The sequence below is a fragment of the Afipia sp. GW822-FHT03D08 genome (assembly GCF_058801645.1).
In genome coordinates, this window is record NZ_JBXANK010000002.1 from 198,082 (window position 1) to 218,717 (window position 20,636).

At 61.0% G+C, this 20,636-nt stretch carries 14 protein-coding genes; 6 read left to right on the top strand and 8 right to left on the bottom strand.

The window, feature by feature from the left end:
- Positions 1 to 44: 44 nt before the first annotated feature.
- From AC1RM7_RS16025 to AC1RM7_RS16045, 5 genes are all read right to left on the bottom strand, one after another.
- The gene (locus tag AC1RM7_RS16025) at positions 45 to 1,307 is read right to left on the bottom strand and encodes an efflux RND transporter periplasmic adaptor subunit (RefSeq protein WP_024920569.1); all 1,263 of its coding nucleotides are present in this window, start codon (positions 1,305 to 1,307) and stop codon (positions 45 to 47) included.
- 111 nt (positions 1,308 to 1,418) lie between these two features.
- On the bottom strand, positions 1,419 to 2,816 hold the full coding sequence (locus AC1RM7_RS16030; protein WP_024920570.1) for a CoA transferase: 1,398 nt from the start codon (positions 2,814 to 2,816) through the stop codon (positions 1,419 to 1,421).
- Positions 2,817 to 2,883: 67 nt separating this feature from the next.
- Positions 2,884 to 6,261, bottom strand: a complete 3,378-nt coding sequence (locus AC1RM7_RS16035) for an error-prone DNA polymerase (RefSeq protein WP_024920571.1) — start codon at positions 6,259 to 6,261, stop codon at positions 2,884 to 2,886.
- Positions 6,258 to 7,853 (bottom strand): Y-family DNA polymerase, encoded by a 1,596-nt coding sequence (locus AC1RM7_RS16040; RefSeq protein ID WP_034460706.1) that lies wholly within the window; start codon positions 7,851 to 7,853, stop codon positions 6,258 to 6,260. Before AC1RM7_RS16040 ends, AC1RM7_RS16035 begins: the two co-directional genes overlap by 4 nt.
- Complete coding sequence (locus AC1RM7_RS16045) at positions 7,744 to 8,529, bottom strand: ImuA family protein (protein WP_024920573.1); 786 nt, start codon at positions 8,527 to 8,529, stop codon at positions 7,744 to 7,746. Before AC1RM7_RS16045 ends, AC1RM7_RS16040 begins: the two co-directional genes overlap by 110 nt.
- Before the next feature lie 161 nt (positions 8,530 to 8,690).
- On the opposite strand from AC1RM7_RS16045, the gene AC1RM7_RS16050 reads away from it, so the two are divergent.
- Together AC1RM7_RS16050 and AC1RM7_RS16055 are read left to right on the top strand one after the other, a co-directional pair.
- Positions 8,691 to 9,923, top strand: a complete 1,233-nt coding sequence (locus AC1RM7_RS16050) for a putative DNA modification/repair radical SAM protein (RefSeq protein ID WP_024920574.1) — start codon at positions 8,691 to 8,693, stop codon at positions 9,921 to 9,923.
- Between the two features lie 2 nt (positions 9,924 to 9,925).
- Positions 9,926 to 11,377, top strand: a complete 1,452-nt coding sequence (locus AC1RM7_RS16055; protein ID WP_024920575.1) for a UdgX family uracil-DNA binding protein — start codon at positions 9,926 to 9,928, stop codon at positions 11,375 to 11,377.
- A 36-nt stretch (positions 11,378 to 11,413) separates the two neighbouring features.
- Here the strand turns inward: AC1RM7_RS16055 and AC1RM7_RS16060 are convergent, their stop codons facing one another.
- Together AC1RM7_RS16060 and AC1RM7_RS16065 are read right to left on the bottom strand one after the other, a co-directional pair.
- Positions 11,414 to 11,929 (bottom strand): YciE/YciF ferroxidase family protein, encoded by a 516-nt coding sequence (locus AC1RM7_RS16060; protein WP_192824431.1) that lies wholly within the window; start codon positions 11,927 to 11,929, stop codon positions 11,414 to 11,416.
- A gap of 171 nt (positions 11,930 to 12,100) precedes the next feature.
- Entirely contained in the window at positions 12,101 to 13,276 is a 1,176-nt protein-coding gene (locus AC1RM7_RS16065) for a M20 aminoacylase family protein (protein WP_024920577.1), read from the bottom strand.
- A gap of 168 nt (positions 13,277 to 13,444) precedes the next feature.
- On the opposite strand from AC1RM7_RS16065, the gene AC1RM7_RS16070 reads away from it, so the two are divergent.
- A complete protein-coding gene (locus AC1RM7_RS16070; RefSeq protein ID WP_024920578.1) occupies positions 13,445 to 15,064 on the top strand; it encodes a GMC family oxidoreductase in 1,620 nt (539 codons plus the stop codon).
- On the opposite strand, the gene AC1RM7_RS16075 is transcribed toward AC1RM7_RS16070, so the two are convergent.
- On the bottom strand, positions 15,065 to 16,621 hold the full coding sequence (locus AC1RM7_RS16075; RefSeq protein WP_024920579.1) for an acyl-CoA carboxylase subunit beta: 1,557 nt from the start codon (positions 16,619 to 16,621) through the stop codon (positions 15,065 to 15,067). It lies immediately after the preceding gene.
- A gap of 159 nt (positions 16,622 to 16,780) precedes the next feature.
- Here AC1RM7_RS16075 and AC1RM7_RS16080 point away from each other — a divergent pair, with 159 nt between their 5' ends.
- The 3 genes from AC1RM7_RS16080 (at position 16,781) to AC1RM7_RS16090 (ending at position 20,465) form a co-directional block, all read left to right on the top strand.
- Complete coding sequence (locus tag AC1RM7_RS16080) at positions 16,781 to 17,002, top strand: acyl-CoA carboxylase biotin carboxyl carrier protein subunit (protein ID WP_024920580.1); 222 nt, start codon at positions 16,781 to 16,783, stop codon at positions 17,000 to 17,002.
- Positions 17,003 to 17,148: 146 nt separating this feature from the next.
- Positions 17,149 to 18,306, top strand: coding sequence for a TAXI family TRAP transporter solute-binding subunit (locus AC1RM7_RS16085; protein WP_006019771.1), 1,158 nt, complete (start codon positions 17,149 to 17,151; stop codon positions 18,304 to 18,306).
- A 50-nt stretch (positions 18,307 to 18,356) separates the two neighbouring features.
- A complete protein-coding gene (locus AC1RM7_RS16090; RefSeq protein ID WP_051472514.1) occupies positions 18,357 to 20,465 on the top strand; it encodes a TRAP transporter permease in 2,109 nt (702 codons plus the stop codon).
- Positions 20,466 to 20,636: the final 171 nt, after the last annotated feature.

Genomic DNA, 20,636 nt, shown 5'->3' on the forward strand with positions numbered 1-20,636 from the left:
CTTTCAGCGGGAGCGTATGACGTCGGGGAAAGACACGGAGCGGACTAGCTGCCTGACGCAGCGCGATCAATGAACAGGCTGCCTCGAGTCACGATATTCTCGTTCGGAGACAGATTGCTCTTCACTTCGACCAGATCGCCATTGGTCATACCAATCTTGATCTGGCGCAGTTCGATGGATTTGTCGTCGCGCACAACCCAGACCCTTACCTGATCGCCCTCGTAGATGAGCGCCTGCCGGGGCACGCCGACGGCCGGACGGTCGCCCGCGGAATAGATGGTCACGTTGGCGAACATCTCCGGCTTCAAGGCTTCGCCGGGATTGTCGATGGTGGCACGGACCATCAGACGGCGCGACGTCGGATCGATGGCCGCCGAAACATAATTGATGCGCGCGTTGAAGGTGCGTCCCGGAAACGCGAGAACGCTGAACATGATTTCCTGGCCAACCTCGATGGCGGGCGCTTCGGTTTCGCGTACGAACGCCGTAAGCCAGACCGTCGACAGATCGCCGACAACGAACACCGGGTCGCTCGCACCGGCATTGACGTATTGTCCGGGGCCAACCTTGCGCTGTACGACCGTGCCGGCGATCGGCGAGAAGATCGTCGTTTCGCGATTGATGCGGCCCTTGTCCTGAAAGGCCGTGATGGCCTCGTCGGTCAGGCCGAGCATGCGCAGCCGACTGCGCGCGGCTTCCAGCGCCGTCTCGCTCGCGCGCATGTCGTTCTGTGCGGATATCAGCGCTGCCTGCGATTGCTGATAGTCCTTCAGCGGCGCGGCCTTGCCTTCATAAAGATCGCGGGCGCGCTTGTCCTGGATCTGGGCCAGTTCGAGCTGTGACTTCGCCTTGTTCAGCGCTGTCGCCGCCGTGATGAAATCGTTCTGCGCCTGAACATTGTCGGCAGCCTCGATCACGAACAGCGACTGCCCCTGCGTGACCCTGTCGCCGGGCCGCGACAGCAGCTTGGTGACGCGGCCGGCATAAGGCGAGAACACCGGCGTCGAGCGATCTTCATCGACCGCGATCTTACCTTCTGTGACATGCTCGGCGCGGAACGCGCGTTCAACCACCGGCTGAACAGTCAAGCTGGCCCATTCCGCCGCCGTCGGCGTATAGCGCAGCAAACCCTTTCGAGACTGGCTGGAGACGTCGGAATGGTTTTTGGGCGAAGCCCCCACAAACGTCAGGCCAAACGCCGCCAGCCCGGCAATCACAGCCACGCCAGCGCCCATAGCCAACCGCTGCCGGGGCATAGCCTGAATCCGGGCAATCAGAGCACTCAGTGTGGTTGTCTTGTCGGTCATTCGAAATCCGTTATCCTGCGACGAGCCGACGCAGCCTGTCAGGCTAATAGTTCCTCTTTCCTATTTAGGACAATCAAAAACCGACGGCATGGACATTATTTTCGGTTAACGTCAGCAGAATGAAGGCCACATCGGCTCGTGGGACCCGAGGGGCATTGCCGGGCGGCGCCAGAATGCAGGAGTTGCCGACAGCACCGCCGCGTGACGAACACCCCGCAGTGCACCAAAACCCGATGCACTTTGCTCGATAAACGGCAGAATTTGGTCCGCCGTGAGGTCTGCCGCCGCCAGGCCATCGTCCAGCCGGCCCAGGTTCCAGAGCCAGCGCCCGGTCTGCGCCAGCGAAACCTTCACATGCCAGCTTCCGCCCTCCCGCGCCTGCCGCAAACGCGCCATCATGGCACCGAAGGCCATCAGATACCCCGTGGCGTGGTCGAGGATCTGCATTGGCAACTCCTTCGGTCCGTCTATTCCGGCGGCCTTGCCCTCGGCGTGGTTGAACCCGGTTGAGGTCTGGACCAGGGAGTCGAAGCCGCGTCGGCCTGCCCAGGGGCCGGCGTGACCATAGGCGCACATGGATACGTAAACGATGCCCGGGCTGATCCGGGCCGCGTCTTCCGCCGAAAAGCCGAGCGCGGCGATCGATTGCGGCCGGTAGCCTTGAGAAAAAATATCGGCTGACGCCAGCAGGTCGCGCAGCACGTTCCTTCCCTGCTCCGTCTTGAGATCGGCGAAACTCGTCAGCTTGCCGCGGCCGGTATCGATGACGAGCCACGGGATCGAAGGCAAATTCGGCGAGGAAACCAGCATGACATCCGCGCCATGCGCCGCCCACGTACGACCTGCGACCGGACCGGCGATGACCCGCGAGAGATCGAGCACACGCAATCCCGCCAGCGGGCGATCACCGGCAGGCCATGGACGCGGCGCAGCTTCGCCGATTTTCTCGATCTGTATTAGCGGCAATGGTTCAAGGGCCTGCGCCTGGGACGTTGCGAGCCACTCGTCATGCGACCGCATCATCGAAACGACGCATCCGCCTGCATAAGCGTCGGTCTCGAATGCTTCGGCTTTCCATTGCATCAAAGCGCGCTGGACATCGTCGCGCTCCGGTTTGCAGGCCAGCACCTTGCAGACATTGTCGCGGTGATGCGGAAAATTGGTGTGGAGACGCACGAAGCGTCCGTCGCCCGTTTTATAGACACCTGCAATGGCGTCCCACGCCGGCGGCGGCGGTTTGTCATCGACCCGCAGATATCGCTCACTGCGGCACTCGACGGCCGCGTGCATCATGTCGACCGAAATACCTTGTGCCTCGCCGCTGCGGGCTTTCCATATTTCCGCTGCGGCAAGACCGGCGGCTGCAATCGTGACCTGCGAAGCGGCGCCGACGCGGAAGGACGACGGGAGGATTGGCTCGCGTCCCGTCAGCGTGACGGCATCGAGCGCAGAAGGTTCGCCGCCGCCGAGGGTCCAGAGATCAGCGAGAATATCGTGTACGGACTTCATGGCGCGGCTCCGGCATCAGCCGCCCCATTGAGCGGATGACGAAGGCCGAAGCAATTCACAAATCGTATCAGTGAAAATCCCGCGAGCGTGGAAGGATACGCACATTGCGCGGATGGCGTATTTTGTGAACGGGGCTGTCCGAATGCGCCTTCTGTTCATCCTCCAGTGGCTCGACAATATCCGCACCGGGAGGGATCGGATGTTTCCGACCAAGCGCATCGTTGGCGAGATTCATCAGGTCATGGGAGCGATCAAACAAACGCTCCGCCACCAGATGGACCACCCTGTCCGGGCTGCTCTGAATGGTCCCCTGCACCTCGATCAGCCGCGCGCCCATTACTTCCTTGCGAAATTTCTCCATCACTTTCGGCCACACCACGATATTGGCGATGCCGGTCTCATCCTCCAGCGTCATGAAAACGACACCCTTGGCGCTGCCGGGCCGCTGCCGGACCAGCACCACGCCGGCACAGCGCACCCGCTGTCTGTCATGGGCATGAGCGACAGCTTCGCACGCCACCACTCCCTCTTCCGCAAACTTCAGCCGCAGGAATTCCATCGGATGTCCCTTCAATGACAGCCTGATGGTCTGATAGTCGGCAACCACCTGCTCCGGCAGCGGCATTTCGGGTAACGGCTGAGCGGCTTCATCGGGTTGTTCGCGCGCCGCCGCGGCGGAAAACAACGGCAATGGAACATCGTCCGGCAACCGCCGCACCGTCCACAGCGCCTCGCGGCGATCGAGCCCGAGCGAGCGGAACGCATCTGCATCCGCCAGCAGGATCAGGGCGCGCTTCGGCAACCGCGTTTCACGGGCGAAGTCCTCCAGAGAGGTGAATGGTTTTCGTAATCGCGCGGCGGCGATGCGCTGATCCCAGTAATCCTTGCGGGACCTTTTTCTTGCCCGCAACTCCGGCGGCTTGCTCTCGTCCAGCTTTTCCTCATCCGGATCGTAGATTTCAAAGCCGTCGATTTGCCGGAATCCGAGCCGCACCGCGCAATACTTTCCGGTCCGCTCTTCCAGGGTATTCTGCCCAAAACTGTGAGATACATCGATCTCGCGCACCGTGACGCCGTTCTTGCGCGCGTCACCAACGATCTGCGCGGGTGCATAAAATCCCATCGGCTGCGAATTCAAGAGACCGCAGCAAAATGCATCGGGATGGTAATGCTTGAGCCACGACGACACATAGACAAGCTGCGCGAACGCCGACGCGTGACTTTCGGGGAAGCCATAGCTGCCGAAGCCCTTGATCTGATCGAAGCAGCTTTGCGCGAACTTCGGATCGTATCCGCGCTTGATCATGCGACCGACCATGCGCTCCTCGAACTTCGGCATGGTGCCGACATTGCGGAACGTCGCCATCGCGCGTCGCAACCCGTTGGCTTCCTCCGATGTGAACTCAGCAGCCGCCATGGCGATGCGCATCGCCTGTTCCTGAAACAGCGGCACGCCGAGCGTCTTTCGCAACACGTCCTTCAGTTCATTCTTGTTGCCGCCCTTCGGATAGGGATATTCGATCTCCTCCTCTTTCATCTGCCGCCGCTTCAGATATGGATGCACCATGTTGCCCTGGATCGGCCCGGGCCTGACGATGGCGACCTCGATGACAAGATCGTAGAAGGTACGTGGCTTCAGGCGCGGCAGCATATTCATCTGCGCGCGGCTTTCGACCTGGAACACACCGAGCGATTCACCCCGGCACAGCATGTCGAAGACCGGGCCGCTATCTTCATTCTCCGCCTTGATGTCCGCCAGTTCGTATCGCCTGCCCTTGTGATGTTCGATCAGGTCGAAGCACTTGCGGATGCAGGTCAGCATGCCGAGCGCCAGCACGTCGACCTTCATCATCTTCAACGTGTCGATGTCGTCCTTGTCCCACTCGATGAAGGTGCGATCATCCATCGCGGCATTGCCGATGGGGGCATAAGTGTCGAGATTGTCCTGTGTCAGCACATAGCCGCCGACATGCTGCGACAGGTGGCGCGGAAACTCGATCAGCTCGGTGGCGAGTTCAACGGCGCGGCGGATCATGCCATTCTGCGGATCGAAGCCCGCCTGCCTGATCTGCATATCGCTGACCCCTGTGCCCCAACTACCCCACACCGTATCGGCGAGCGCGGCTGTCACATCTTCGGTCAGGCCGAGCGCCTTGCCCACATCGCGGATGGCGCTGCGCGGACGATAATGAATGACGGTGGCGACAATCGCAGCCCGGTGGCGGCCATAGCGGCGATAGACGTATTGCATCACCTCTTCACGTCGGGAATGCTCGAAATCGACATCGATATCGGGAGGCTCGAGCCGTTCCTCGGAGATGAAGCGTTCGAACAGCACATCCGTTTCGGCGGGATTTACCGAGGTGATGCCGAGCATGTAGCAGACGGCGGAATTCGCGGCTGAACCCCGCCCCTGACACAGGATATTCTGGCTGCGGGCATAGTGGACGATGTCATGCACCGTCAGAAAGTAATGCGCGTATTTGAGCTTTTCGATCAGCCTGAGTTCCTTGATCAGCGTGCCGCGCAGCTTGTCGTCGATCCCCTTGGGGAAATATTTTTCGACGCCTGCCCATGTCAGATCTTCGAGATGCTGCTGCGCGCTTTTCCCCGCTGGGACAGGTTCATCCGGATACTGATACTTGAGTTCGTCGAGCGTGAACGTGATGCGATCGGCGAAGCGCATCGTTTCCGCAACCGCTTCGGGCAGATCGCGAAACAGCCGCGCCATTTCGAAGCCGGGTTTCAGATGCCGCTCGGCATTGGCTTCGAGCCGCCTGCCGGCACGCATGATCGTCGTCTTTTCCCGGATACAGGTCAGCACATCCTGCAAGAGCCGGCGCGCCGGGTGATGGTAAAGCACCTCGTTGGTCGCCAGCAGCGGCACGCGAACCGAAACGGCAAGACGCTGAAGCCTGCCAAGACGCCGCCTGTCATCACCGCGATACAACAGGCTCGCAGCGAGCCATATATCTTTTGCACCGTCGGCGCGGCTGCGCTTCAATCGATCGAGAACCTTCAAGGCCGTTGCAGCCTCAAAACGGTGCGGCAGCACAAGAACTAGCAACTGCCCTTCGGCAAAATCGAGCAGATCGTCGAGCGTGAGATGACACTCACCCTTCTCCGCCTTGAGTTTGCCGCGCGTCAGCAACTGGCACAGCCGGCCATAGGCGGCGCGGTCGCGCGGATAGATCAGGATATCCGGCGTTCCATCGATAAATACGAGGCGGGCTCCAATCAGCAATCTGGGTTTGAATTTGACATCTGGGTTCCCGAGTTCCTTGTAGGCGCGCACGACACCGGCCAGTGTGTTGCGGTCGGCGATGCCGATAGCTGGAATGCGAAATTCGCCGGCCTGATGCACATATTCCTGCGGCTGCGATCCGCCGCGCAGGAACGAGAAGTTCGTCGTGATCCCGATTTCCGCATAGTCGGTGACTTTCATGCGAACAGCCCATGCACGAACCATTTCGGCTGAACCGGTTCGCCCTCGTCGGTGACAAGTTCGCTGCCGTAAAGACCATCGCGATAAATCCAGAAGCGCATTCCTTCCGCATCCTCGACGCGGAAATAATCACGCGTCAGCGTTTCTGGCTTCTGTCTCCACCATTCCATGGCGATGCGCTCCGGCCCCTCGACACGCACCACCGCATGGGTCGCACGCCGCCACGTAAACCGGGGCGGAGGTCCGTCAGGGACCGCGGCAGCAGTGACCTTGATTTCTTCCGGCCGCTCGAACAGCCGCAGCGGGCGCAGCGGCGGTTCGGCTTCGGCGCGCGCAGGCCACTCGGCGCTAGAAGCCGCGGCGAGATGTTGTTGCGCCGGAACAGCCAGCGCAGCGCGTTCCGGAATATGCGTATCCTTCGGCAGATGAACAACAACGCGCCTGCCGCCAAGACGCGCGGCGAGACGGTCGGCCAGCGCCGCCACTTCATCATTGTCCCGGGTACGGGTATCAAAATCGCGCTGCTCTTGCACCACAATCTCGACGCGGCTGGCCGACAGGCGGATCAGATCGAACCCGAAGCCGGGATCGAGCGGATCGGCCAGCGCATCGAGCCGCTCGCGGAACAGACGATCGACGACATTGACCCTGGTGACCGGCTGTCCAGCCTCCACCGTGATGGTGCGCACCGCGCCGTCGGTGCGGAAAAAGCTGGCCTCCAACTGCCGCGCGCCCTTGCCTTGCTTGTCCATCGCCGCGACCAGCATCTGCGCCAGACCGGAGAGGATGGCTGCGATCACAGTGTGGGTGGCGACCGGTTCGGCGAAACGCTTTTCCACCATGAAATCCGGCAGCGGCTTGCGAGGCGAGATTGGCGCGTCGGCCTGCCCCAACGCCTGTTGCAACAAACTCACGAACGCCGCGCCGAAGCGTGCGGCAAGTTCATGCGGCGCGCGCGCCGCCACATCGCCAACCGTTTTCAGACCAGCGCGGCGCAGGCCTCGTGTGATCGCATCATCAGCACCAAGCGCGTACACCGGCAGAGGTGCGACGGCACGCGCCTCCTCTCCATCGGGAACGATGCAGCTTCGCGCCGCGCGCGCCACGGTGCGCGCACAGACCGGCGTGCTGGCAATCGCCGCGTTGACGACAAAACCTTGCCGCGCCAGCAATCCGCAGACGTTGCGCAGCATCGCTGCCTCGCCGCCGAACAGATGCGCACAGCCGCTGATATCGAGCAGCAATCCATCAGGCGCATCGAGCGCCACCAGCGGCGTGAAGCGGTCGCACCAGTCGGCGATAGCTTCCATCAGTTTTGCATCCGCCGCCTCATCCGCGTCGAACACCTCCACATCGGGACAGACTGCGCGCGCGTTCGCCAGCGGCAGCCCGATCTCAAGGCCGATATCGGCAGCGGCGTCGTTCAGCGCGGAAATTTGCAGCGCATTGTTCAGTTTTCCGACGACCACACACGGACGCGCATCATCCGGCGCGGCGTCTTGTCCCGACAACTGACGCTTCAAGCGATCTGTCGGCAGGCGCGGCAGCCACAGGCTGAGAATGCGCCGTACCTTCACGGAAGAGGCCCTCATCACATTTCCACTCCATGATCCATTGTCCGGTCTGGCCGTGACGGTTGCGAATGAGCCGTGCGTCCAGCATCGGCGCGCCCCACACCTCGGTTTCGGAAAGTGAAGGCGCGGGACGCACCACCCACCGCGTCTCCGCCGTGCTGGCGGACGGCGTGGCGGCCGTACGCAACATCAGGCACGTGACATTCGACGCGCGCGCGGCCAGCGTCAGCCTGCGGCTTGCGACCAGGTCGAGTGCCCGCACTTCGCCCCAGACATCCAGCACCACGGCACCCAGCGCATCGCAGGCGATGGCGTCGGCTGCGGCACGCAGCGCCGTCTCGGCATCCGTTGCCCGGACCGTCACTAAGAGACGCGGATCAAGCCCAAGTTCATTGAGGCCGCTCATCGAGAGCGCACCGGATTCAAGTTCCGCAAAATCCTGCCGCACCCACACCAGCGGCCGCTGCCCCGCGAGGCGATGTGCCAGCCCCGCAATAAAGCCCGTCGCCGCCGCGCCATGACGGCCACCCTCGGCGAAGACCTCATGAAGCGCGCCGCGCACCAGCCCGCCCTGCAACACGGTGTCCGCACCCACATGGCCCAGCGCCACGCGCGCAAGGCCACCGGCTTCGCCCTCAAGGCGGCCGATGGTCCCTCGCAAGGACGCAAGCGTGGTCATGCACGCGCCGGTCATGCGCCGCTCCTGGAATTCTGGTCCGTCATCTGGGGGTGGATTGAACGAATGACGGACTTATTTGTTCATGATATGTTCTAATATAAAGCTAAGAGCGAACGGAGAGTCAACCGGACTTTGGGACGGCCTCTTTCTTTAACGAAAACAATGAGATTCGATCCATGGACGTTCAGCGCAAACTCGAAATTCTGGCGGATGCTGCCAAATACGATGCTTCCTGCGCTTCCAGCGGGACGGAAACGCGCGATAGCCGCAACGGCAAGGGCATGGGCTCGACCGATGCCGGTATGGGCATCTGCCATTCCTATGCGCCGGATGGCCGCTGCATTTCGCTGCTGAAAATCCTGCTGACCAACGCCTGCAACTACGATTGCCTCTATTGCATCAACCGCGCGTCCTCGAATGTTCAGCGCGCGCGCTTCACCGTGGAGGAAGCCGTCAAGCTGACACTCGATTTCTACCGGCGCAATTATATCGAAGGACTGTTTCTCTCCTCAGGCATCATTCGCAGTCCGAACTACACCATGGAGCAGGTGGTCCGCGTCGCGCGCAGCCTGCGCGAAGATCATCATTTCCGCGGCTACATCCACCTGAAGACAATCCCTGAAGCCGATGAAGCCCTGATCGCCGAGGCCGGGAAATATGCCGACCGCCTCAGCATCAACATCGAAGTACCGACGGAGAGCAGTCTCTCGAAACTCGCGCCGGAAAAAGACGTCCGCGCCATCCGGCGAACCATGGGCCGGCTCAGGCTCAGGCTCGATGAAGCGCAAGAAACAAAGAAGGACAAACGAGCGCCGCGCTTCGCACCCGCTGGTCAAAGCACACAGATGATCGTGGGCGCTGATACCTCGAACGATCAAACCATTCTGGAAACCAGCGCCAATCTCTACGGCTCTTATAAACTCAAGCGCGTCTATTATTCGGCATTCAGTCCAATTCCCGATGCCAGCCGCAGCCTTCCCTTGCAGGCGCCGCCGCTGATACGCGAGCATCGGCTGTATCAGGCCGACTGGCTGCTGCGGGTTTACGGGTTCGATCTCGGCGAGATCACCGATCCGCTCGAGGGCGGCATGCTGCCTCTCGACATCGACCCGAAACTGGCGTGGGCTTTACGCCATCGCGAACGCTTTCCGCTCGATGTCAATCGCGCCAGCCGCGAGGATTTGCTGCGCGTTCCCGGCTTCGGGGTGAAAACCGTTGATCGCATTATTTCCGCGCGCCGCGTCACCAACCTGTGCAGCGCCGATCTCGCACGCCTGCGCGTTCCTCGGAACAAGGTGCTGCCCTTTATCGTTCTTCCTGACCACAAGCCGCCAGCGCAAGTCCTCGACAGCAACCGTCTGCTGCAATTGTTCCGTCCGCCGGCAACGCAAATGGGATTCGGATTTTAAAATTGCACGTCATCAGCCTCGACAACGAAACGGACTTCAACGGGTGGCGCAATGCTGCGCGGGCCCTCGCATCGAACGGCATCGCGCCGAACGATGTGACATGGACCGTGGCAGGGGGAGACGCGGTCCTGTTCACGCCTTCCGCTATTCCCGCCTTCGATACGGAACAGTCATTCAACGTGCCCGCTGCTTTCGTGCAACTCGCAAAAACCGCGATCCTCAATCGCAATCCGGAACGCTTTGCGTTGCTGTATGGCCTGCTTTGGCGATTGCGGACACACCCGCGCCTGATGGGTGCGGCAACCGATGCCGATGTTGTCTGGGTGCAGTCCCTCGCGAAAGAGGTTCGCCGCGACGAGCACAAGATGCATGCCTTCGTCCGGTTTCGCGAATTCGGCCGTGGCAACGATTTTCGCTTCGTCGCATGGTTCGAGCCCGACCATCATATCGTGGAACTGGCTGCACCATTCTTCGAGCGCCGTTTCGCCGATATGGCGTGGTCGATTCTCACGCCGGATCGCTGCGCCCACTGGGACGGGTGCAAGACGATCTTCACACCTGGCGCGTTGAAATCAGACGCGCCCTCCAGTGATCCGCTCGAAGACATCTGGCGCACCTACTACGCAAACATCTTCAATCCCGCACGGCTCAAGATCAAAGCCATGCAAGCGGAAATGCCCAAGAAATACTGGCGGAACCTTCCCGAGGCCCCGCTGATTGATACGCTAATTGCAAAAGCCGGACTCATGACGCAGGCCATGATCGACAGCGAGGCTTCAGTGCCGCGCGCATCGCAGCAACGGAGGGATGAACCGATGAAATCACCATCGGTCCATACAAAGCCCGGCAGCCTCGCTACGATCCGCGCCGAGGCCGCCGATTGCCGCTCCTGTCATCTTTGGAAGGATGCGACCCAAACTGTGTTTGGCGAAGGCCCAAACCACGCGCCAATCATGCTGGTCGGCGAACAACCCGGCGACAAAGAAGACCTCGCCGGCAAGCCGTTCGTCGGCCCCGCCGGGCAGGTGCTCAACCGCGCACTGGAGGAAGCCGGGCTCGACAGGGACAAGGTGTATGTCACCAACGCGGTGAAACATTTCAAATTCGTGCCGCGCGGAAAAATCCGCCTGCATCAGAAACCGAATACACCCGAAATCAAAGCCTGCCGGCCATGGTACGAGCGCGAACTCGCATCGATCAAACCTGCCCTGGTGGTCGCGATGGGCGCAACGGCGGCGCAAACCGTATTCGGCAAGATCACGCCGATCGGCAAGAACCGCGGCCACCTGATCGATCTCGATGAAGCCGGAGCCGAGACCAAGGCGCTGGTCACAGTTCATCCGTCCTATCTGCTGCGGCTGCCGGACGAAGACGCCAAAGCGCGGGAGTATGCCAACTTCGTGAAAGACCTGAAGCTTGCAGCCTCGTTCCTGCACAAGCTAAATGCGGCGTAAGCCCCTCTCCCGCAAGCGGAGAGAGGGGCAAATAGATCACGCAGCAAGCGCTTCGGAATTCACAGCACCTTCAGCGAGCGCCGTGAGATCTTTGTCAGTCTTGCGTTCCTGCTGGAGCGTTTCATCGAGCAATTTTACAGCTTCGTTCATGCCAAGCTGGATGGCCCAGGCCTTGAGCGTGCCGTAACGCGACATTTCATAGTGTTCCACTGCCTGCGCGGCTGCCAGCAATCCGGCATCGAGCGCTTCAGTGCCTTTGTATTCGTCCATGATCTCCTTGCCCTCGTCGAGGATTCCCATGATCGCATCACAGGTTTTGGCCTTCGCGGGCTTGTCGATCAGCTTGAAAACCTGCTCGAGGCGATCGACCTGGCCTTCGGTTTCGCCATGATGTTTCTTGAATGCGGCGCTCAGGTCCGCCGACTGGGCTGCCTTGGCCATCTTCGGCAATGCCTTTAAGATCTGCTTCTCCGCGAAGTAGATGTCCTTGAGCGTGTCATGAAACAGATCGTTGAGATCCTTATCGCTCGGCACAGTTCGCTTTGCGGTCATCCGCTTCGGTGCGGATTTCTTCGCTGATTTCCTGACCGACTTTTTGGCTGACGCCGATTTCCTCGCTGCCATTGTCCCACTCCGCATGTTTGACGGGATCGTTCCCGCCTCTCAACGCGATGTGATGATCATGGTTCCGAACAGGATGCACCGTCCGGTAGCGACTCGTCGTCAGCCTGCGAGCTGGCTTTCGACCAGCTTGATCCAGTAGGACGAGCCATAGACGATGGCGTCGTCGTTAAAATTGTAGGCAGGATGATGCAGCCCCGCGCTGTCGCCATTCCCGATAAAGATGAAGGCGCCCGGCCGCGCTTCCAGCATATAGGCGAAGTCTTCCGCGCCCATCACCGGCGGAATCTCGGAACTGACATTGCCCTCACCCGCGACGTCGGCCGCAACGCGGGCGGCAATAGCCGTTTCGGCGGGATGATTGACCAGCACCGGATAACTGCGCTCGTAATCCAGCGTGATCTTCGCGCCCGAGAGCTGCGCCACCCCGTTCACAACTTCCCGTACCCGCTGTTCGATCAAATCGCGCACCTCGGGCGTCAGCGTCCGCGCGGTGCCGAATAGTTCCGCGGTCTGCGGGATGACGTTGCGGGCGTTCCCGGCGTGGAACTCGCAGATCGAAATCACTGCGGCATCCAGCGGATCGACGCTACGGGAGACGATCGACTGCAGGGCCGTAATGAGCTGGGCGCCGACCAGCACCGAGTCGATGCTCTTGTGCGGTCGCGCGGCATGTCCGCCCAGACCCTCGATGTGAATGTTGATGTGATCGGTCGCGGCCATCGCAGGTCCAACGCGCGTGGCAAACGTGCCGATCGGCATGCCCGGCGAGTTATGCATGCCGTAGACCTGCTCGATCTTGAAACGGTCCATCAGGCCGTCCTTGATCATCGCCTCGGCGCCCGCACCGCCCTCTTCCGCCGGCTGGAAGATCATCACGGCATCGCCGGCGAAATTCCGCGTCTCGGCGAGATAGCGCGCCGCGCCGAGCAGCATCGCGGTATGACCATCGTGCCCGCAGGCGTGCATCTTGCCCGGCACAGTCGAGCGATAGGCGACGCCGGTTTCTTCCTCGATCGGCAGCGCGTCCATGTCGGCCCGCAGCCCGATCGCTTTCAGATCACCGCCATTGACCGGCTTTCGCCCCTTGATGACGCCGACCACGCCGGTGCGTCCAAGGCCGGTCGCGACCTCATCGCAACCGAATTCGCGCAAACGGTCGGCAACGAAGGCCGCAGTGCGGTGCACATCGTACATCAACTCTGGATGGGCATGGAGATTGCGACGCCAGCCCATAATTTCGGGTTGCAGATCGGCGACGCGGTTGAGGATGGGCACGGCGGTAACCTCACAGGATCAAGACGGCAAAGGCTAGCATGGGCCCGCAGGGGACCCAATATCCGCGCAAACGGGACTTGCGCGGAACCATACTGTACAGCGAACCCCGGCCGGGGCCATAAGAAGAAAAGTCTTCAACAATTTGACTAGAGAAACGCAGGATCGGGAATGGCGAAACGTCTGGAGGGGGATTTCGACTATATCGTCGTCGGTGCCGGCACCGCCGGATGCATCGTCGCCAACCGCCTCTCGGCTGATCCCCGCAAGCGCGTTCTAGTCCTGGAAGCCGGCGGCAGAGACAACTGGATCTGGTTTCACATCCCGGTCGGCTACCTGTTCGCCATCGGCAATCCCCGCTCCGACTGGATGTTCAAGACCGAGCCGGAAGCCGGTCTCAATGGCCGTGCACTGGCCTATCCGCGCGGCAAGGTGATCGGCGGATCGTCTGCGATCAACGCCATGATTTCCATGCGCGGACAAGCCGCCGATTACGATCACTGGCGACAGCTCGGCTTGACCGGCTGGGGCTGGGACGATGTGTTCCCGGCTTTCAAGAAACTCGAAGATCATTTCCTCGGCGAGAGCGAACATCACGGCGTCGGCGGTGGTTGGCGGATCGAAGCCCCGCGGCTGTCCTGGAAAGTGCTGGATGCCGTCGCGGACGCTGCCCATGAAATGGGAATCCGCAAGACACCGGATTTCAACACCGGCGATAACGAAGGCATCGGATACTTCCACGTCAATCAGAAGCGCGGACGGCGCTGGTCATCGGCACGCGGATTTTTGAAGCCTGCACTGTCGCGGCCAAACCTGCGCCTGGAGACCAACGTGCTGGTCGACAGGGTGATCGTCGAGAACGGCCGCGCGGTCGGCGTGCGCTTCCGCCAGGGCGGCGAGACCATCGAGGCACGAACGCGGGGCGAAGTGATCCTGTGCTCCGGGTCTGTGGGATCGACGCAGGTGTTGCATCGTTCCGGCATCGGTCCGAAGGAATGGCTGTCGCCGCTCGGCATCGACACCGTGCTCGACCGTCCGGGCGTGGGCCGCAACCTGCAAGACCATCTGCAGCAGCGCGCGATCTACAAGGTCGAAGGCGTGCGCACGCTGAATGAGACCTATTACAATCTGTTCCGGCGCGGCTGGATGGGTGTCGATTACCTGTTGCGGCGGCGCGGGCCATTGACCATGGCGCCGTCGCAACTCGGTATCTTCACGCGATCCGATGCGCGGCAGGAGCGCGCCAACATCCAGTTTCACGTCCAGCCGCTGTCTCTGGATAAATTCGGCGAGCCGTTGCATCGCTTCCCGGCGATCACCATCGCCGCCTGCAACCTGCGGCCAACATCACGCGGAACGATCCGCATCAAATCCGATGCGCCGGACCAGGCTCCCGCGATCGCCCCGAATTATCTGTCGACGCCGGAAGACCGCCAGGTTGCTGCTGACGCCATTCGCGTCACGCGCAGGCTGATGAAACAGCACGCGCTCGCGGCCTATCATCCGCAGGAATATCTCCCCGGCCCATCCGTCGGCGATGACGATGCATCCTTGGCGAAGGCAGCCGGCGACATCGGCACCACGATCTTCCATCCGGTCGGCACCGCAAAGATGGGCACCAGCAGCGATCCTCTCGCCGTGGTCGATGAGCGCCTGCGCCTTTACGGCCTCAAGGGGTTGCGCGTCATCGATGCATCGGTGATGCCGACCATCACGTCTGGCAACACCAACACGCCGACCGCAATGATTGCGGAAAAAGGCGCGGCGATGATCATCGCCGACGCCAAATAATCACGGCCTGATCGCCATCTTCGCGACGCCTGGCGTGCGCAGCGGCTCTGCCAGCCTTGCGAACTCGCAAAGCAGCGATCGCGTCTTGCGCGGATCGATGATCTCCTCGACCCAGAATTTTTCCGCTGTACGAAACGGCGACCGCAGCTTGTTCAAGCGGTCCTCGATTTCAGCCAGCTTCGCCTTGGGGTCTTCGGCGGCGTCGATATCGGCACGGTAAGCGGCCTCAATGCCGCCCTCGAGCGGCAGCGATCCCCAATAGGCCGACGGCCATGCATAGCGCAGGGAGAAACGGCCAGCAGGCTGATGCACAACACCCGCAACGCCGAAGGAGTTACGGATGATGATCGTGCACCACGGCACGGTGCTCTGATTGACAGCAGCCATCGCGCGAACGCCATGCCGGATCGTTGCGGCCTTTTCCGCTTCGAGTCCGATCGCGAAACCCGGACAGTCCATCAGATAGACCACCGGCAGATGGAAGGTTTCAGCGAGATCAACAGCGCGCACTACTTTTTGGCACGTGTCCGCCGCCCACGATCCCCCATAGATAAAGGGGTCGCCGGCCAGCACCAGAACCGCCCGCCCCTGCAGGCGCGCAAATCCTGTGATGATCGACCGGCCGAAGTTCTGGCCCATCTCAAAAAACGAACCACGGTCCACCACCGACTCGATGATCGGCCGCATCTTGTAGACCTGCTTCCGGTTGCGCGGCACGGCGCTCAGCAGCATCTCGTCAGCGCGCTCGGGATCATCATTGCAAGGAATGGTCGGCGGCAGGTCGAACACCGACGACGGCAGATAAGACAGAAACTTCCGTGCACATTCGAGGGCTTCTTCTTCGGTTTCAACTGCGTGGTCGACACCACCGGCCTTGGTCTGGATCTGCCAGCCGCCCAGTTCCTGCTTCTCGAGCGATTGGCCGAGCCGCGCGACTACAGGTGGCCCCGCCACAAACATCGCAGACGATTTTGTGATGACGGAATAATGACTGGCGGCGAGCCGTGCCGCACCAAGTCCCGCTACCGATCCAAGACCTAGACCGACGACAGGGACGCGCGCCATGTTCGCGGTCGTGTACCAGTACCATTCCGTCCCGCCGATCCCGCCGGGCAGGTTGGCCGCTCCCTTGGTTTCGATGGTCTTGACTGAGCCGCCGCCGCCTGAGCCTTCGATGACCCGAATGATCGGCAGGCGGAAGTCATGCGCCATCTGCTCGGCCATCATGGGTTTCGCCCAGATCGACGCGTCGGCCGAACCGCCGCGCACCGTGAAATCGTCACCGACGATGACAACGGGCCGGTCCCCGACCTTGCCGCGGCCGAATACGCAATTGGCGGGCGTGGCGGAAATGAGTTCGCCGCTTTCCGCATATTCTCCGACGCCTGAAATCGCGCCGATCTCGTGGAAGGTCTTCGGATCGAGCAGCTTGTCGATGCGCTCGCGAACCGTAAGACGGCCCTGATCATGCTGCCGCTTCACCTTGTCGGCGCCGCCCATTTCTTTCGCAAAGGCTTCGCGCCGCGCAAGTTCGTCAAGTTCAGGCTTCCAGTTCATCGTCGCTCCTTGCAGTCCGCGTTGCGAACGCGTCATTCTGTTCTGCGGAATAAAGTTTCCTCTTGCGGAACACGCTACCCCGGGCAATCTTCCGTCACAATAAAGAAGCCGCGCTTGCAGAGCCCGCATGCTCTGCTCAAAGCGGATGGGGGAAAGTCAATGCCACAGATCAAGATCGTCACCGAGGTTGCCGGACGTGTCTGCGCGGTTGTCGCCAGCACCGGCGGCAGTATCGGAAGCGGCGACGACGTCGTCCTGGTCGAAGCGATGAAGATGGAAATTCCCGTCCCCTCGCCTGCCGCAGGAAAAGTCGTTTCAATCCTCGTTAGGGTCGATGACGTCGTGGCAGAGGGACAAACGATCGCTCTTCTTGAAACGTGAACTGCGCGAAGCGCTGCGTTCCGCGACAAACTGTCCAGTACACCTTAGTAGGCTTGCAGGCGTTGCACTGACAACTGCACGATGACATGATCCGGCAAAATCAAAAACGCGTTTCGCACAGCGAAAGCAATTGGGGAGGGTTTTTCATGACGCGGCATATCACTGCGGTTGCGGCAATCGTTCTTGCAGGCACGACGATTTCGCCCGTGCTGGCGCAAGAGGTCAAGCTACCGACCTCGATGGCGTTTACCGCCTATGACACCGGCACCTCCGGTTTCAACATCGCAGTCGGTGTCGGCAAGATGATGAAGGACAAGTACGGCTCCGACGTTCGCGTGCTTCCGGCCGGCAACGACGTGGCGCGTCTCGCTCCGTTGCGCACCAACCGAGCGGTGCTGGCCTGGATGGGAACGGGAAGCTATTTTGCCCAGGAAGGCGTTTTCGAGTTCGGCGTCAAGGAATGGGGCCCGCAGGCGTTGCAGATGACGCTCTCGACGGTCGACTGCAACGGACTGTCGGTCGGCGTCGCGAAAGACAGCGGCGTGAAGGAATGGAAGGATTTCCGCGGCAAGCGTTTGGGCTTTGTGGTGGGCTCACCCGCACTGAACCAGAACGCGCTGGCGATCATCGCCTACGCCGGACTCACCCAGAAAGACGTCAAGATCGTCGAATTCGCCAGCTACGGCGCGATGTGGAAGGGCGTCATCAACAATGATGCCGACGGCGCGTTCGGCTCGACGGTGACCGGCCCCGCCAAGGAACTGGAAAGCTCGCCGCGCGGAATCGTCTGGCCGGAGTTGCCTGCGGGCGACAAGGCCGCCTGGGATCGTGTGAAAAAAGTCGGCGCATTCTTCAATCCGCACGATGTCACCTGCGGTGCAGCCATCGAAGCTTCGAAACCCTTGAAGCTGGCGACCTATCCCTATCCGATTGCAACCGCCTATGCGACGCAGCCCGTTGACCAGATCTACGGCCTCACGAAGGCAATGATCGTCAACTACGACATGTACAAGGATGCTGCGCCCGGTTCATCCGGCCTCGATGTCAAGAAGCAGACCAAGCAGTGGGTCATCCCCTACCATCCCGGCGCCGTGAAGGCCCTGAAGGAAGCCGGGCAATGGACCGACGCGGATGAAAAATACAACAACGACCTGATCAAGCGGCAGGGCGTTCTGGCGGATGCGTGGAAAGCCTACAACACGGCAAGCGCACCGGGTGAGCCGGCCGCATTCCTCTCGGGATGGATGGCTGCGCGGAAGGCCGCACTCGCCAAGGCCAACATGCCGAACGGCTTCGAGGACTAAAGGTTTTAAGGCCAGCGGACGTCGTCAACATTCTATTTCCGGTACTGCCAATGTCAGCTTCGTCCGACAACACCCAAAATACAGCAGTCGCTCCGGTTGCGGCTGCCACAATTAACTCAGTGCAAAAGAAGGTCGTGTTCGATGATCCGCATGCGGGTGTCGGCGGCTTGCAGGAAGCCGAAGTCACCCGCGTGCGGACCCTTCGCGGTGGTTGGCGCTGGGGGCTCGTTGCAGCGACCGCGGCGACGATCCTGCTCTGTATCAATCAGCAATTCACGTTGCGCTTCTTCATCGGCTACACCCAGCTCAACACCGAGTATTTCTATCTGCTCATCGCGCTGATGCTGCCCTTCACCTTCCTGATTTTTCCGGGAAGCGAGAAGGCTCCGCTAGATCGGATTCCCTGGTACGATATCGTCCTGTTCGTTGCGACATTCGCTTCGGCAATCTGGCTGATGATGAACATTCGCAAGGCCGCGGCCCTCGGATGGGAATTCGCAGGCGCGCCGACACCGGTCATAGCAGGTGGCCTGGTCATGTGGGCCGTGCTGATGGAAGCCCTGCGCCGCACCGGCGGCTGGAGCTTGTTGCTTTGCGTGCTTCCCTTCACCGTTTATCCGCTGTTTGCGGAATCAAGCTGGCTGGGACCCTTCCGCGGTACCCAATCCACCCTTGATCAGGCTACGGCCTACCATGTCCTCTCCGGCGAAAGCCTGCTGGGCATTCCGATCCAGGCCTTCGCCGATACGGTGATCGGCTTTCTCGTGTTCGGCACGGCGCTGATGATGACCGGCGCAGGGAAGTTCTTCATCAACATCGCGTTCGCACTTTGCGGAACGTTCCGCGGCGGCGCTGCCAAGGTCTGCATCTTCGCCAGCGGCCTTCTCGGCATGATGTCGGGCTCGATCATTTCCAACGTGCTGACCGCAGGCACGATGACGATTCCCGTCATGAAAAAGAGTGGCTTTCGCGCGTCCTACGCCGCAGCCATTGAAGCCTGTGCTTCGACCGGTGCAGTCCTCGCGCCGCCGGTGATGGGCGCGACCGCATTCGTCATCGCGCAATTCCTGAACGTCAGCTACGCCGACGTCGCGGTGGCGGCGATTATTCCAGCCGCGCTTTATTATCTCGGCCTTTTCATGCAGGTGGACTCCTACGCCGCGCGGCACAACCTTGCCGGCATTCCACGCTCCGAATTGCCGCGGGTCTGGGACACCGTCAAGGAAGGCTGGTACTACATTTTCGTCATCGCGCTGCTGGTCGTGATGCTGCTGTACTTCAAGCGCGAAAGTCACGCGCCTTTCTACGCGACCGTTCTCCTGCTCATTCTCAATCAGCTATTCTCCAAGGACACCCGCTGGACTGTTGCGACGATCAGCAAGTTCCTGGAAGTGAACGGACGCACCTTCGTCGAACTGGTAGGCATCTTGGCAGGCTGCGGCCTGTTGATCGGCGCATTCTCGATGACCGGCGTGATCTCGAGTCTCGCCAATGATCTGCTGACAATCGCCGGTGACAACGCTTTTCTGCTTCTGGTGATGTGTGCCTTTACCAGTCTGGTGCTGGGACTCGGCCTGACCACGACGGCCTGTTACATCTTCCTCGCCATTCTCGTAGCGCCGGCGCTCGAGAAGGTCGGCCTCAACAAGATGGCTGTGCACATGTTCATCTTCTATTGGGGCATGCTCTCATCCATCACGCCTCCTGTGGCGATCGCTTCCTTCGCGGCAGCGGGCATCGCCGGTTCGCCGGCGATGAAGACCGGCTGGGAGTCCATGTGGGTCGGCAGCATCATCTACTTCATCCCCTTCTTTTTTGTGCTCAACCCGGCCCTCGTGCTGCAAGGCGATGCGCCCTATCTCGCAGCGCTTGGTCTGATGACGCTGGCCGGAATCGGCACGTTGTTCATCTGCGGAGGCATTCAGGGCTACCAGGCCTTCATCGGCGACTTGCGGCGGGCGGGCGCGCTGGAATGGCCTCTCCGCGCGTTGCTGGTCATCGGAGGATTTGTTCTTGCGACGCCAGGGGGCGGCATCATGCCCGTCTCTCAATGGCAGATCATGGCGATCGCGCTTGCCATTCTCGTTCCAACGCTGATCGTCGCCTTTGTTCTGGTGCAACGGAACCCGGTTGCGCCATCGCAATTGTCGGCGCGCTAGACAAGCGAACCCGCGCCAAATTGTGGCAAGAGTTGGCGTTCCATCTTTCCGCAATGCTGTGGCGCGAAAAAGCCGTGCATCAACGCCACACCCGGCGAAATACGATGCCTGTGCCATAGCGTGGAGACTTGTATCTGGCATCCCGATATGTTCGACCTATAGCCTGGTCAA

Excerpts from the sequence above, each read along its gene's own strand:
- AC1RM7_RS16025 (WP_024920569.1), bottom strand. The coding sequence starts at position 1,307 with ATGACCGACAAGACAACCACACTGAGTGCTCTGATTGCCCGGATTCAG.
- AC1RM7_RS16030 (WP_024920570.1), bottom strand. The coding sequence starts at position 2,816 with ATGAAGTCCGTACACGATATTCTCGCTGATCTCTGGACCCTCGGCGGC.
- AC1RM7_RS16035 (WP_024920571.1), bottom strand. The coding sequence starts at position 6,261 with ATGAAAGTCACCGACTATGCGGAAATCGGGATCACGACGAACTTCTCG.
- AC1RM7_RS16040 (WP_034460706.1), bottom strand. The coding sequence starts at position 7,853 with ATGAGGGCCTCTTCCGTGAAGGTACGGCGCATTCTCAGCCTGTGGCTG.
- AC1RM7_RS16045 (WP_024920573.1), bottom strand. The coding sequence starts at position 8,529 with ATGACCGGCGCGTGCATGACCACGCTTGCGTCCTTGCGAGGGACCATC.
- AC1RM7_RS16050 (WP_024920574.1), top strand. The coding sequence starts at position 8,691 with ATGGACGTTCAGCGCAAACTCGAAATTCTGGCGGATGCTGCCAAATAC.
- AC1RM7_RS16060 (WP_192824431.1), bottom strand. The coding sequence starts at position 11,929 with ATGACCGCAAAGCGAACTGTGCCGAGCGATAAGGATCTCAACGATCTG.
- AC1RM7_RS16070 (WP_024920578.1), top strand. The coding sequence starts at position 13,445 with ATGGCGAAACGTCTGGAGGGGGATTTCGACTATATCGTCGTCGGTGCC.
- AC1RM7_RS16075 (WP_024920579.1), bottom strand. The coding sequence starts at position 16,621 with ATGAACTGGAAGCCTGAACTTGACGAACTTGCGCGGCGCGAAGCCTTT.
- AC1RM7_RS16080 (WP_024920580.1), top strand. The coding sequence starts at position 16,781 with ATGCCACAGATCAAGATCGTCACCGAGGTTGCCGGACGTGTCTGCGCG.
- AC1RM7_RS16085 (WP_006019771.1), top strand. The coding sequence starts at position 17,149 with ATGACGCGGCATATCACTGCGGTTGCGGCAATCGTTCTTGCAGGCACG.
- AC1RM7_RS16090 (WP_051472514.1), top strand. The coding sequence starts at position 18,357 with ATGTCAGCTTCGTCCGACAACACCCAAAATACAGCAGTCGCTCCGGTT.